Here is a 15,793-nt window from a genome sequence, read left to right on the forward strand (position 1 = left end):
GGAGGGTTAACCCAGACATAGCCTCTTGTGGAGAAGTCGACTAATTTGGTTGTTGGTTACCGGCTCCCCTGTTGAGGATCTGTGGAGCATTTCCGATGCCCTCTGCCGTAAATGGATTGCGTAAATGGCGAATGAAGAGACGCTGCGGGACTACCTCAAGCTGGTAACGGCGGATCTGCATCAGACTCGCCTCCGCCTGCAAGAGGCCGAGGCGAAGAACCATGACCCCATCGCCATCGTGGGGATCGGCTGCCGCTACCCCGGAGGCGTCCGGTCGCCCGAGGACTTGTGGCGCATCGTCAGCGAAGGCGTCGACGCGGTCAGCGACTTCCCGGTCGACCGCGGGTGGAATGTCGACAGGATGTACCACCCGGACCCGGATCACCCCGGCACGAGCTATGTGCACGAGGGCGGATTCGTCGACGGAATCGCCGATTTCGATCCGTCGCTGTTCGGCATCAGCCCCCGTGAGGCGCTCGGCATGGACCCCCAGCAGCGGCTGCTGCTGGAAACCTCCTGGGAAGCCTTCGAACGGGCCGGAATCGACCCGCTTTCGGCGCGCGGCAAGCAGGTCGGTGTCTTCGTCGGCACCAGTAATCACGACTATCTCGGGGCGATCCTCAGCTCCAACGAAAACTTCGAGGGCTACTTCGGCACCGGCAACGCCGCGAGCATCGCCTCCGGCCGCCTCTCGTACACCTTCGGCTTCGAGGGCCCGGCGGTCACCGTCGACACCGCCTGCTCGTCGTCGCTGGTGGCGCTCCACCTCGCCGTGCAGGCGCTGCGGCAGGGCGAATGCTCGCTCGCCCTGGCCGGCGGCGCGACCCTGATGTGCGCGCCCGGCGTCTTCGTCGACTACAGCAAGATGCGGGGGCTCGCCCTCGACGGCCGCTCCAAGCCCTTCGCGCCCGAGGCCGATGGCTTCTGCCTCGGCGAGGGCGTCGGCATCCTCCTCGTCGAGCGGCTCTCCGACGCCCAGCGCAGGGGCCACCCGGTGCTCGCCGTGATCCGTGGCTCCGCCGTCAACCAGGACGGCGCGTCCAACGGCCTCACCTCGCCCAACGGCCCGTCCCAGCAGCGCGTCATCCTCCAGGCGCTCGCCAACGCCCGGCTCTCGCCCGACCAGGTCGACGCCGTCGAGGCACACGGAACCGGCACCGCCCTGGGCGACCCGATCGAGGCGCAGGCGCTGCTCGCCACCTACGGCCAGGACCGGCCCGCGGGCAAGCCGCTGCTGATCGGCTCCATCAAGTCCAACATCGGCCACGCCCAGGCGGGCGCCGGTGTCGGCGGCGTCATCAAGATGGTCATGGCCATGCGCCACGGAGCGCTGCCCAAGACCCTCCACCTCACCGAGCCCACCCCGCACGTCGACTGGACCGCCGGGGACGTCGAACTGCTCACCGCCACCCGCGAGTGGCCGCACGACCCCGACAGCGCCGAGCCGCGCCGCGCGGGCGTCTCGTCGTTCGGCATGAGCGGCACCAACGTGCACACCATCCTGGAGGAGCCCCCCGCTCCGGCCACCCCCGCCACCGACCGTACGAACGCCGACGGTGCGGGTGCCGACTACGCGAATGCCGACCGCACGAACGTCGTGCCCGGTCGCGCGGAGCCGGACCCGGCGCAGGCCACCCCGCCCCTGACACCGGTCGCACTGTCCGGCAAGAACCAGGACGCACTGCGCGCCCAGGCCGCCCAGCTCCACGCCCACCTGGCCGCGAACCCCGGCTACCGGCCCACCGACATCGGCTACTCGCAGGCCGTCACCCGCGCCGCCCTCGACCGCCGCGCCGTGGTCGCCGCCGCCGACCGGGACGAACTCCTCGCGGGCCTGCAAGCGCTCGCCGAGGGCCGCCACCACCCCGAGGTCACCGAGGGCCTGGCCGTCGAGGGCAACATCGCGTTCCTCTTCACCGGCCAGGGCAGCCAGCGGCTCGGCATGGGCCGCGAACTCTACGAGAGCCACCCGGCGTTCGCCGAGGCGCTGGACGCGGTCTGCGCCCAGCTCGACCGCTTCCTCGACCGGCCGCTGAAGGACGTGCTGTTCGGCGACGACGCCGCGGCGCTCGACCGGACCGGCTACACCCAGCCCGCCCTGTTCGCGATCGAGGTGGCGCTGTTCCGCCTCGTCGAGGCGTGGGGACTGCGGCCCGACTTCCTCGCCGGCCACTCCATCGGCGAGATCGCCGCCGCCCACGTGGCCGGGGTGCTCTCCCTCACCCACGCGTCCGCCCTGGTGGCCGCGCGCAGCCAGCTGATGCAGCAACTCCCCGCCGGCGGCGCGATGATCGCCGTGCAGGCGTCCGAGGAAGAGGTGCTGCCGCACCTGACCGAGGGTGTCTCGATCGCCGCGGTGAACGGGCCCACGTCGGTCGTCATCGCGGGTGACGAGGACGCGGCTGCCGAGATCGCGGCGTCCTTCGAGACGCGGGGCCGTAAGACCAAGCGGCTCACCGTCAGCCACGCGTTCCACTCGCCGCACATGGACGCGATGCTGGACAACTTCCGCCAGGTCGCCCGGCGCCTCACCTACGAGGCCCCGCAGATCCCCATCGTCTCCAACCTCACCGGCGACCTGGTGAGCGCCGACGAGATCACCACGCCCGAGTTCTGGGTCCGCCACGTCCGCGAGGCCGTCCGCTTCCTCGACGGGGTGCGCCGCCTCGAAGACCTCGGCGTGACCACCTTCGTCGAACTGGGCCCCGACGGGGTCCTCTCGGCCATGGCCCAGGACTGCGTCACCGAGGCGAAGGCCAGGACGTTCGCGTTCCTGCCCGCCCTGCGCCCCGGCCGCCCCGAGACCCGCACCGTGCACCAGGCGCTCGCCCACGCCCACGTCCGCGGCGTACCCGTCGACTGGAGCACGTACTACGCGGGCACCGGCGCCCGCCGCGTCGAGCTGCCCACCTACGCCTTCCAGCGGCAGCGCTACTGGCCCGCCAACCCGTTCGCGTACGACCTCGAATCCGCCGCCGACGCGAGCACACCGGCCCTCGCCGACGCCCGGTTCTGGGAGGTCGTCCACAGCGAGGACCTGGCCGCCCTGGTCGACACCCTCGGGCTCGACGGCGACCAGCCGCTCAGCGAGGTGCTGCCCGCGCTGTCCGCGTGGCGCCACCGCAGCCACGTCGACACCACCGTCAACGGCTCGCGCTACCGCACCACGTGGAATCCGCTGCCGTCGTTCCAGACCACACCGCTCACCGGCACCTGGCTCGTCGCCACCCCCGCCGGACACGACGGCCACCCCTGGGTCGCGGGGCCGCTGCGGACCCTGGCCGAACGCGGCATACGCGTCCACCAGGTCATCGTCGACGGCACCACAGGCGACCGCGCCACGGTCACCGACCAGATCCGTACCGCCCTGCGCACCGAGGACGGGGAGCAGGAGACCCGCCTCGACGGCGTGCTGTCCCTCCTCGGCCTCGACGAGCGCCCCCACAGCGCGCACCCCGCGCTCTCCGCCGGACTCGCGGGCACCCTCGCCCTCGTCCAGGCCCTCGGCGACGCCGCCACCGACGCGCCCCTGTGGTCCGCCACCCGCGGCGCCGTCTCCGTCAGCCGCTCCGACCGGCTCACCAGCGCCGTCCAGGCCCAGATCTGGGGCCTCGGCCGCACCGTCGCCCTCGAACAGCCCGACCGCTGGGCCGGGTCGATCGACCTCCCCGAGACCGCCGACGACCGTTCCCTCGCCCGCCTCGCCGACCTCCTCGCCCGCCCCGACGCGCTCCGCGACGAGGACCACCTCGCGATCCGCCCGCAGGGCATCCACGCCCGCAGGCTCGCCCGCGCACCCCACCACGAGACCACCGGCGACGGCTGGACCACCCACGGCACCGCGCTGATCACCGGCGGCACCGGCGCCCTCGGCGCCCACGTCGCCCGCTGGCTGGTCGCCCACGGCGCCGACCACGTGCTGCTCGCCGGGCGCCGAGGCCCCGACGCCCCCGGCGCGGCCGAACTGGCCAACGAACTCACCGCCCAGGGCGCCGAGGTCACGCTCGCCGCCTGCGACGTCGCCGACCGGGACTCCCTCGCCGCGCTCCTCGGGACCGTACCGGCGGAACACCCGCTGACCACCGTCGTCCACGCCGCCGGTGTGCTGGACGACGGCGTGCTCGACGCCCAGACCCCGCAGCGCATGGCCGACGTGCTGCGCGCCAAGGCCGACTCGGCACGCCACCTGGACGAGCTGACCCGCGGACACGACCTCTCCGCCTTCGTGCTGTTCTCCTCCATGGCCGCCACCTTCGGCGCCCCGGGCCAGGCCAACTACGTGGCCGCCAACGCCTACCTCGACGCGCTCGCCGAACAGCGCCGCTCCGAGGGTCTGCCCGCCACCTCTATTGCCTGGGGCGCCTGGGCCGAGGGCGGCATGGCCACCGACGAACTCGTCGCCGAACGCCTCCGCCAGTCCGGGCTGCCCGCCCTCGCCCCCGAAGCCGCGACCACCGCGCTGGGCGCCGCGCTCGACCTGGGCGAGACCTTCTCCCTCGTCGTCGACATCGACTGGGACCGCTTCGCGCCCGGCCTCACCGCCAACCGCCCCAACCCGCTGATCGACGACCTCCCCGACGCCCGGCGCGCCCTCGACGCGGCCCGCGCCGCCGTGACCGCCACCCCCGGCGCCACGCCCGGAGACCCGTCCTCGCTGGCGCGGGAGCTGGCGGGCGCCGCGACCGACGAGGAACGCGACCGGCTCGCCCTGGACTTCGTCCGCACCCAGGTCGCCGTCGTCCTCGGCCACCCCGGGCCGGACTCGGTGGAACCCAGCCGCGCCTTCCGTGACCTCGGCTTCGACTCGCTCACCGCCGTCGAGATCCGCAACCTGCTCTCCACGCTGACCGGGCTGCGGCTGCCCGCCACCATCATCTTCGACTACCCGACCCCGATCGCCCTCGCCGACCACCTCCAGGCCGAAATCATCGGCTCCCGCCCGGCCGTCACCGGAGCGTCGTCCGTGGGCGTGGCCGTCGACGACGACCCGATCGCGATCGTCGGCATGAGCTGCCGCTTCCCCGGCGGTGTCCGCACCCCCGAGGAGCTGTGGCGGCTGCTGGCCTCCGGCCAGGACGCCGTGGTGGACTTCCCGGCCGACCGTGGCTGGGACGTCGAGTCGCTGTACGACCCGGAGTCCGGCACCGAGAACACCAGCTATGTGCGCGAGGGCGGATTCCTCGCGGACGCGGCCGAGTTCGACCCCGTCTTCTTCGGGATCTCGCCGCGCGAGGCGCTGGCCATGGACCCGCAGCAGCGGCTGCTGCTGGAGACCTCGTGGGAGGCGTTCGAGCGGGCGGGCATCGACCCGACGACGCTGCGCGGTCAGCAGGTCGGCGTCTTCGCCGGTACCAACGGCCAGGACTACCTGCCTGTGATCCTCTCCGCCCCCGACGGGTCGGAAGGCTTCCTGGGGACGGGCAACGCGGCCAGTGTGATGTCGGGGCGCGTGTCGTATGCGCTGGGTCTTGAGGGTCCGGCCGTCACCGTCGACACCGCGTGTTCGTCGTCGCTGGTCGCGTTGCACTGGGCGATTCAGGCGTTGCGGGCGGGGGAGTGCTCTCTGGCGCTGGCCGGTGGTGTGACGGTGATGTCGACGCCGGGTTCGTTCGTGGACTTCAGCCGTCAGCGTGGGCTGGCGGCGGACGGTCGTATCAAGGCGTTCGCGGCGGGTGCGGATGGCACCGGCTGGGGCGAGGGTGTCGGCATGCTGCTCGTCGAGCGGCTGTCGGAGGCACGGCGCAACGGCCACCCGGTGCTGGCGGTGGTGCGCGGTTCCGCGATCAACCAGGACGGTGCGTCCAATGGCCTGACGGCGCCGAACGGTCCGTCCCAGCAGCGTGTCATCCGGCAGGCGCTGGCCGGTGCCGGTCTGTCCGCCGCCGAGGTGGATGCGGTCGAGGCGCACGGTACGGGCACCCGGCTGGGCGACCCGATCGAGGCGCAGGCGCTGCTGGCCACGTACGGCCAGGAGCGGGACGCCGACCAGCCGCTGTGGCTCGGTTCCATCAAGTCCAACTTCGGCCACACGCAGGCGGCTGCCGGTGTGGCGGGCGTGATGAAGATGGTGCTGGCGTTGCGGCACGGCGTGCTGCCGCAGACCCTCAACGTGGACGAGCCGACACCCGAGGTCGACTGGTCGGCGGGCGCGGTCGCGCTGCTGACGGAGGCGCGGGAGTGGCCGGAGACCGGCCGTCCGCGCCGGGCCGCCGTGTCCTCGTTCGGCATCAGCGGCACCAACGCGCACACCATCATCGAGCAGGCCCCGGCCCCTGATGAGGAAACCGGGACAGTCTCCCGGTCCGGCGGCCCGGCCGCCTGGGTGCTGTCGGCCAAGAACCCCGAGGCGCTGCGCGGCCAGGCCGCACAGCTGCGCGCACACCTCGACTCCCGCCCCGAGCTGGACGGCCGCGACGTGGCGTTCACGCTCGCCACCCGCCGTACGGCGTTCGAGGAGCGGGCCGCACTGGTCGCCGACGACCGCGCCGCGCTGCTGACCGCTCTGGACGCTCTGGCCGAGGACCGGCCCGCGCCGGGCCTGGTCGAGGGCTCGGCGGCGAGCGGCAAGGTGGCGTTCCTGTTCACGGGGCAGGGCAGCCAGCGGCTGGGGATGGGCCGTGAGCTGTACGAGGCGTATCCGGTGTTCGCGGACGCGCTGGACGCGGTGTGTGCGCACCTGGACGCGCATCTGGAACGGCCGCTGCGCGACGTCCTGTTCGGGGATGACGCCTCTGTGCTCGACCAGACGGGGTTCACCCAGCCTGCGCTGTTCGCGGTGGAGGTGGCGCTGTTCCGGCTGGTCGAGGCGTGGGGTGTGAAGGCGGACTTCCTGTCCGGCCACTCCATCGGTGAGCTGGCTGCCGCGCACGTGGCCGGTGTGCTTTCGCTGGCGGACGCTGCTGAGTTGGTGGCGGCGCGTGGCCGTCTGATGCAGGAGCTTCCGGCCGGTGGCGCGATGGTCGCGGTGCAGGCGTCGGAGGACGAGGTGGCGCCGCTGCTGACCGACCGTGTCTCGATTGCCGCGCTCAACGGGCCGTCGTCCGTGGTCATTGCGGGTGACGACGACGCTGTTGCTGCGGTCGCGGCCTCGTTCGAAGCGCAGGGCCGCAAGACCAAGCGGCTCACGGTCAGCCACGCGTTCCACTCGCCGCGCATGGACGGAATGCTGGACGCGTTCCGCGAGGTCGCGCAGGGGGTGTCGTACGAGGCGCCCCGCATCCCGATCGTCTCCAACCTCACCGGGGAGGTCGTCTCCGCCGAGGAGATCGCGACCCCGGACTTCTGGGTGCGGCACGTCCGTGAGGCCGTCCGCTTCCTGGACGGTGTCCGGACCCTGGAGGCCCAGGGTGTCGCCACGTTCGTCGAGCTGGGTCCGGACGGTGTGCTCACCGCCATGGCCCAGGAGTGCGTGACCGACGACGACGCCGCCTTCGTATCGGCGCTGCGCAAGGACGGGCCCGAGGCCGAGGCGCTGACGGCCGCCCTCGCGCGGGCGCATGTCCGTGGTGTGACGGTCGACTGGGCGGCGTTCTACGCCGGTACGGGTGCCGCGCAGGTCGAGCTGCCGACGTACGCCTTCCAGCGCCAGCGCTACTGGCCGAAGGTGTCGTCGCTGTTCCTCGGCGACGTGGCCGCGGTGGGACTGGGCGAGGCCGCGCATCCGCTACTCGGTGCGAGCGCCGAACTGCCGGACTCGGACGGCGTGCTGTTCACCGGCCGTCTGGCGCTGTCCACCCACCCCTGGCTCGCGGGCCACACGATCCTGGACAGTGTGCTGCTGCCCGGCACCGCGTTCGTGGAGCTGGCGATCCGCGCCGGTGACCAGGTCGGCTGCGACTACCTCGAAGAGCTGACCCTCGAAGCGCCGCTGGTCCTGCCCGAGCAGGGCGGCGTTCAGCTGCGGCTTTCGGTGGGCGCGGCCGACGAGATGGGCCGCCGTCCGCTCTCGCTGCACTCGCGCGTCGAGAGCCTGCCCGCCGAGGAGCCGTGGACCCGGCACGCGACCGGTGTCCTGGCGGCGGGCGGTCGTCCCGAGGCGACGTTCGAGCTGGGCGCCTGGCCGCCCGCCGACGCCACCGAGATCGACCTCGACGGCCGCTACGACGGCCTGCTCGCCATCGGTTTCGCGTACGGCCCGGAGTTCCGGGGCCTGCGCAGGGCGTGGCAGCGCGACGGCGAGGTGTTCGCCGAGGTGGCGCTTCCCGAGGACGTGGCCGAGGACGCCGCCGTGTTCGGCCTCCATCCGGCGCTGCTGGACTCCGCCCTGCACGCCATCGGACTCGACGGCCTGGGCAACACCGGCGGCGAGGGACGGCTGCCGTTCGCCTGGACCGGGGTGTCGCTGTACGCGAGCGGCGCGTCCGCGCTGCGCGTCCACCTGGTGCCCTCGGGCAACGACGGGGTGCGGCTGGAGATCGCCGACACCACGGGTGCGCCGGTCGGGGCCGTCGAGACGCTGGGGCTGCGCCCGGTGTCGGCCGAGCAGCTGCGGAGCGCGCGTACGGCGTACCACGACTCGCTGTTCCGCCTGGAGTGGACGGCGAACGGGCCCGTGGCCATGACGGACACCCCGGCCGAGGGCCGGTGGGCCGTTCTGGGCACGGACACGCCGGGGCTCGGTGGCACCGCGTACGCGGACCTCGCGGCGCTGACCGGGGCCATCGCCTCGGGTACGGCTCCGTCGCCCGAGTACGTGGCCGTGGCGCCGTCCATGGAACACCACGGCGACGACGTGGCCTCGGGCGCGCACCGCGCCGCCGCCGACGCCCTCGCCACCGTTCAGCAGTGGCTGGGCGAGGAGCGGTTCGGGGACGCGCCGCTGGTGGTCGTGACCCGTGGCGCGGTGGCCGCCGCCGACGGTGAGCCGGTGGCGGACCCGGCCGGTGCGGCCGTATGGGGTCTGCTGCGCTCGGCGCAGTCGGAGAACCCGGGCCGTTTCGTCCTGGTGGATGTGGACGGCCGGGACGAGTCGGCGGCAGCGCTGCCCGCCGCCGTGGCGTCGGGCGAGCCGCAGCTCGCGATCCGCGCGGGTGTGGTGTCGACGCCACGGCTGTCCCGGGTGGCCGTGGAGCCGGAGCCGGGCGAGAGCCGCGACCTGGACCCCGAGGGCACGGTGCTGGTGACCGGCGCGTCCGGTTCGCTGGGCGGCCTGGTGGCCCGCCACCTGGTGGCGGAGCGTGGCGTACGGCGGCTGCTGCTGGTGAGCCGCCGTGGCGACCAGGCGCCGGGCGCGGCCGAACTGGCCGACGAGCTGACCGAGTTGGGCGCTGAGGTGCGCTGGGCCGCGTGTGATGTGGCGGACCGGGACGCGCTGGCCGCGACCCTGGCCACCGTCCCCGCCGAGCATCCGCTGACGGCCGTCGTGCACACGGCCGGTGTGCTGGACGACGGTGTGATCGGCTCGCTGACGCCCGAGCGCATCGACCACGTCATGCGCCCCAAGGTCGACGCGGCCTGGAATCTGCACGAGCTGACCCGCGAGCTGGACCTCTCGGCGTTCGTCCTGTTCTCGTCCTCCTCCGGCGTCTTCGGCGGTCCGGGACAGGGCAACTACGCCGCGTCCAACGTCTTCCTGGACGCCCTCGCCCAGCACCGCGCCGCCCAGGGCCTGCCCGCCACCTCCCTCGCATGGGGCCTGTGGTCCGGGGCCGGTATGGGCGACACCCTCGACGAGGCCGACATCAACCGGATGCGGCGGGCCGGACTGCCGCCGCTGCCGGTCGCGGAAGGCCTCGCGCTGCTCGACACCGCGCTGACCGTGAACGCTGCGGCACTGGTGCCGATGCGGGTGGACCTCGCCGCGCTGCGCAACCAGCCCGCGATCTCGCCCCTCTTCCGTGGCCTGGTACGCATCCCGGCGCGGCGCGCGGTGGACGCGGTCGCGGCCGGTGGCGACGCCGGGCTGACCGGTCGGCTGGCCGGGCTGAGCGTGGCGGAGCAGGAGCGGCTGCTGCTGGACGTGGTCCGGGCGCAGGTCGCGACGGTGCTGGGGTACGCGGGTGCGGACACCATCGGTTCCGGACGGGCGTTCAAGGATCTGGGCTTCGACTCGCTGACGGCCGTGGAGCTGCGCAACCAGCTCAAGGCCGCCACCGGGCTGCGGCTGCCCGCGACCCTCATCTTCGACTACCCGGACCCGCAGGTCCTGGCCCGCCACCTGCGGACCGAGCTGGTGGGCGACGAGCTTCAGGCGGCAGTGCACACGCCGGTGCCGGTCACGGCCGCCACCGACGACGACCCGATCGCCATCGTGGCGATGAGCTGCCGCTACCCGGGCGGGGTCACCACCCCCGAGGAGCTGTGGCAGCTGCTCGCCGCGGGCGAGGACGGCATCACCCGCTTCCCGGACAACCGCGGCTGGGACCTCGACGCCCTGTACGACCCGGACCCGGAGACCCCGGGCACCTCGTACGCCCGCGACGGCGGATTCCTCCACGACGCCGCCGAGTTCGACCCGGCGTTCTTCGGGATCTCCCCGCGCGAGGCCCTCGCGATGGACCCGCAGCAGCGGCTGCTGCTGGAGACCACGTGGGAGGCGTTCGAGCGCGCGGGCATCGACCCCTCGTCCGTACGCGGCAGCAGGACCGGTGTGTTCGCGGGCGTCATGTACCACGACTACGGGTCCCGGCTGCACTCCGTGCCCGACGGGGTCGAGGGCTACCTCGGCACCGGCAGCTCCAGCAGCGTGGTCTCCGGCCGCGTCGCGTACACCTTCGGGCTGGAGGGCCCGGCCGTCACGGTCGACACGGCCTGCTCGTCGTCGCTGGTGGCACTGCATCTGGCCGCGCAGGCGCTGCGCAACGGCGAGTGCTCGCTCGCGCTGGCCGGCGGTGTGACGGTGATGTTCACCCCGGGTACGTTCATCGACTTCAGCCGTCAGCGTGGGCTGGCCCGCGACGGCCGCTGCAAGTCGTTCGCGGGCGCGGCCGACGGCACCGGCTGGGGCGAGGGCGCGGGCATGCTGCTGCTGGAGCGGCTGTCCGACGCCCGCCGCAACGGCCACGAGGTACTGGCGGTCGTGCGCGGTTCGGCCGTCAACCAGGACGGTGCGTCGAATGGTCTGACGGCGCCGAACGGCCCGTCCCAGCAGCGCGTCATCCGGCAGGCCCTCGCCAACGCCCGCCTGGCCACCGGCGAGGTCGACGTCGTCGAGGCGCACGGCACGGGCACGACGCTGGGCGACCCGATCGAGGCGCAGGCGCTGCTCGCCACTTACGGCCGGGAGCGGGACGCGGGGCAGCCGCTGTGGCTGGGCTCCGTCAAGTCCAACCTGGGCCACACGCAGGCCGCCTCCGGCGTCGCCGGGATCATCAAGATGGTGCTGTCGATGCGCCACGGGGTGCTGCCGCAGACCCTGCACGTGGACGAGCCGTCGCCGCACGTCGACTGGTCGGCGGGCGCGGTCTCGCTGCTGACCGAGCAGCAGACGTGGCCGGAGACCGGCCGTCCGCGCCGCGCGGGCGTGTCCTCGTTCGGCATCAGCGGCACCAACGCCCACGCCATCATCGAGCAGCCGCCCGCCCCCGAGGCGAACGACGCCCCGGCGGACACCACGGCCCTGCCGTACGTCCCCGTACTGCTGTCGGCGCGCGACGAGGACGCCCTGCGCGCCCAGGCGCGGCGGCTGCGCTCGCGGATCGCCGCCGGGGCCGGGGCCGACCTCACCGACCTCGGGTTCTCCCTCGCGACCACCCGCGCCGCGCTCGAACACCGCGTCGCCCTGGTCGCCGACGGCCACGACGAGGTGCTGGGTGCGCTCGACGTACTGGCGCGCGGCGAGCACCCGGCGGCAGAGCTGCGCGGGGTCGCCGCCGAGGGCAAGATGGCGTTCCTGTTCACCGGGCAGGGCAGCCAGCGGCTCGGCATGGGGCGCGAGCTGTACGAGACGTTCCCGGCGTTCGCGCGGGCGCTGGACGCGGTGTGTGCGGAGCTGGACGCTCACCTCGAACGGCCGCTGCGTGACGTTCTCTTCGGTGACGACGCCGAGGCGCTGGACCGGACCGGCTTCACCCAGCCTGCGCTGTTCGCGGTCGAGGTGGCGCTGTTCCGGCTCGTCGAGACGTGGGGGCTGCGGCCCGACTACCTCTCCGGGCACTCGATCGGTGAGCTGGCCGCCGCGCATGTGGCGGGTGTGTTCTCGCTCGCGGACGCGGCGAAGTTGGTGGCGGCGCGCGGGCGGTTGATGCAGGAGCTTCCGGCCGGTGGCGCGATGGTCGCCATCCAGGGCTCGGAGGACGAGGTGGCGCCGCTGCTCACCGACCGTGTCTCGATCGCCGCTGTGAATGGCCCGACGTCCGTGGTCATCGCGGGCGACGAGGACGTGGCCCTGGAGATCGCCGCGTCCTTCGAGGCTCAGGGCCGGAAGACCAAGCGGCTCACGGTCAGCCACGCCTTCCACTCGCCGCGCATGGACGCCATGCTCGCGGACTTCCGCAAGGTCGCGGAGGGCCTGGCGTTCAACGCCCCGACGATCCCGCTGGTCTCGTGCCTCACCGGCACCGTGGCCACGGCCGACGAGATCCGCATGCCGGACTTCTGGGTCCGCCACGTCCGCGAGTCCGTCCGCTTCGTCGACGGTGTGCGCACCCTGCGCGACAGCGGCGTGACCACCTTCGTGGAACTCGGCCCCGACGGGGTGCTCTCCGCGATGGGCGAGAACTGCCTCGCAGAGACGGAGACCGAGGACAACGAGGACCAGGCGGCGTTCGTCCCCGCCCTGCGCAACGGCCGCCCCGAGGCCCGGGCGCTGGCCACCGCCCTCGCCCAGCTCCATGTGCGCGGCGTGGCTCTGGACTGGACGGCCGTCTACGCCGGTCGCGGCGCCCGCCGCGTCGAGCTGCCGACGTACCCCTTCCAGCGTCAGCGCTACTGGCTCGACGTGGGCATCTCCGCCGAGGACGTGGCCTACGCGGGCCTCGACACGGCGGGCCACCCGCTGCTGGGCGCGGCGGTGGAACTCCCCGACACCGGTGGCTATGTGTTCACCGGGCGGCTCTCGCTGCTGACGCACCCCTGGCTGGCCGACCACGCCGTCATGGACACCGTCCTGCTGCCCGGCACGGCCTTCGTCGAGCTGGCCCTGCGGGCCGGTGAGGAGGCGGGCTGCGACACGGTCGAGGAGCTGACGCTGCAGGCGCCGCTGGTCGTGCCCGAACAGGGCGGCGTACAGCTGCGGCTGGAACTGGCCGCGGCCGACGACACCGGGCGGCGCCGGCTGACCCTGCACTCCCGCCGGGAGGACGTCCCCGCCGACGAGCCGTGGACGCGGCATGCCACCGGCTTCCTCACTCCGGGCGGACCCGCCGAGCAGGCGTCGGACGCCGACCTCGGTGTCTGGCCCCCGGCCGACGCCACCGCCCTGCCGACCGAGGCGTTCTACGAGCACGCGGCCGCCGCCGGACTCGGCTACGGCCCGGTCTTCCAGGGCCTGCACAGCGCCTGGCGGCGCGGCGACGAACTGTTCGCCGACCTCCGGCTGCCGCGCGGCCACGAGCCCGAGGCCGCCACGTACGGGGTGCATCCCGCGCTGCTGGACGCCGCCCTGCACACCCTCGGCCTCGACACCCCGGACGGCGGCGCGGAGAGCGAAGGCGCGCGACTGCCGTTCGCCTGGACCGGCGTACGGCTGTACGCCGGGGGTGCCGCATCGCTGCGGGTACGGCTGCGTCCGGCCGCCGAAGGCGTGGCGCTCCACTTCGCGGACGGCACCGGCGCCACCGTCGCCACCATCGACGGCCTGGTGCTGCGCCCGCTGTCGGCCGACCAGGTCAACGCCTCGCGCACCGCACACCACGAGTCGCTGTTCCGCCCGGAGTGGACGGCTCTGCCCCTGTCCGCCACCGGCATCCCGCTGGGCGAACGCTGGGTGACCCTCGGCGCCGACGCCGATACCGACACCGACGCCACGTTCACGGCGGCGGGCGAGCGGCTGGACGACTACCCGCACGTGGCGGCCCTCGCCGACGACCTCGGCGGCACCGCCCCCGATGTGGTGCTCGTCCCCCTCCCCGGTGGCTCGGCGCCGCTGCCCGAGGCGGCCAAGGCCGCCGCCCGGGACGCCCTGGACCTCGTCCAGACGTGGCTGGCCGACCAGCGGTTCGCCGACAGCCGCCTGGTGTTCGTGACCCGTGGCGCGGTCGCGGCACGGACCGGCGAGGACATCGCCGACCTGGCCCACACCACCGTCTGGGGCCTGGTCAAGTCCGCCCAGTCGGAGAACCCGGGCCGGTTCGCGTTGGTCGACACCGACGGCACCGACGCCTCGCAGCGTGCGCTGCCGACGGCGCTCGCCACTGACGAACCGCAGCTCGCGCTGCGCTCCGGCACCGCACACGCCTACCGGCTCGCCCGCGTCCCGGCCGACCCGGACACCCCGGATACACCGGACACCCCGGAACCGGCCGGATTCGGCGACCCGCACGGCACCGTGCTGCTCAGCGGCGCGAGCGGCGCCCTGGGCGGGCTGTTCGCCCGCCACCTGGTCGCCGAGCGCGGCGTACGGCAGCTGCTGCTTCTCAGCAGGCGCGGCGGCGACGCCCCCGGCGCGGCCGAACTCGCCGCCGAACTCGGCACGTTGGGCGCCACCGTCACGTGGGCGGCCTGCGACACCGCCGACCGGGACGCGCTGGCCGCCGTCCTCTCCGCGATCCCCGCCGAGCACCCGCTCACCGCCGTGGTGCACACCGCGGGCGTCCTGGACGACGGTGTGATCAGCTCGCTGACCGGCGAGCGGATCGACGCCGTGCTGCGCCCCAAGGTGGACGCCGCGTGGAACCTGCACGAGCTGACCCGTGAGCTGGACCTGTCCGCGTTCGTGCTCTTCTCCTCGGCCGCCGGAGCCTTCGGCAGCTCGGGGCAGGGCAACTACGCCGCGGCGAACACCTTCCTGGACGCCCTCGCCCAGCACCGGGTCGCGCACGGCCTGCCCGCGAGTTCGCTGGCCTGGGGGTTGTGGGAGGCGGCCGACGGCATGGCGGGCAGCCTGGAGTCCACCGACGTGAGCCGCATCTCGCGCGGTGGCTACGAGGCGCTGCCGCAGGACGAGGGCCTGGCCCTGTTCGACCTGACCGACACCCTCACCGGCACCGACTCCGCCGTGTTCGTACCCATCCGCGTCGACACCGGTGCCCTGCGCGGCCAGGCCGCTGCCGGGCTGCTGCCGCCGCTGCTGCGCGGCCTGGTCCGTACCCCCGTACGGCGCTCCGCCGACACCGGGGCCACCGGTGCCGCCGGAACGGCCGGAGCGGCCGACACCGGCTCGCTCACCGAGCGGCTCGCGGGGCTCTCGGACACCGAACGCGACCGGGAACTCCTGGAGGTCGTACGGACCCATGTGGCGGCCGTCCTCGGACACGCCACACCCGACGACGTCGACGCCGGGCGCGGCTTCCTCGACCTGGGCTTCGACTCGCTCACCGCCGTGGACCTGCGCAACCGGCTGGGCGCCGCCGCCGGACTGCGGCTGCCGGTCACGCTGATCTTCGACTACCCGACGCCCACCGCCCTCGCCGGGTATCTGCGCGAGGAACTCGGCCTGGACAGCGCGACCGCACACCAGCCCGTGCACGCGGAGCTCGACAAGCTGGAAGCGATCCTCGCCACGATCGCCCCCGATGACGCCGAGAGCCCCGGCATCACCACCCGCCTGCGCGACCTCCTGTCGAAGTGGAACGAATCGCACAGTGCTACGGACAGCACCGCACAAGACCGTGAAATCCAGTCCGCGACAGCAGACGAGATCTTCGATCTCCTCGACGACGAGCTCGGGCTCTCCTGACCGGCTCCACAAGAGCTC

1 protein-coding gene is annotated in these 15,793 nt (G+C 73.5%); it reads left to right on the forward strand.

The genetic code is table 11. From position 1 onward, the window contains the following. Positions 1-124 precede the first annotated feature (124 nt). Positions 125-15,775, forward strand: coding sequence for a type I polyketide synthase (locus ABZ370_RS06805; protein WP_358617476.1), 15,651 nt, complete (start codon positions 125-127; stop codon positions 15,773-15,775). Positions 15,776-15,793: the final 18 nt, after the last annotated feature.

The organism is Streptomyces sp. NPDC005962, assembly GCF_040629205.1.
Classification (GTDB): domain Bacteria; phylum Actinomycetota; class Actinomycetes; order Streptomycetales; family Streptomycetaceae; genus Streptomyces.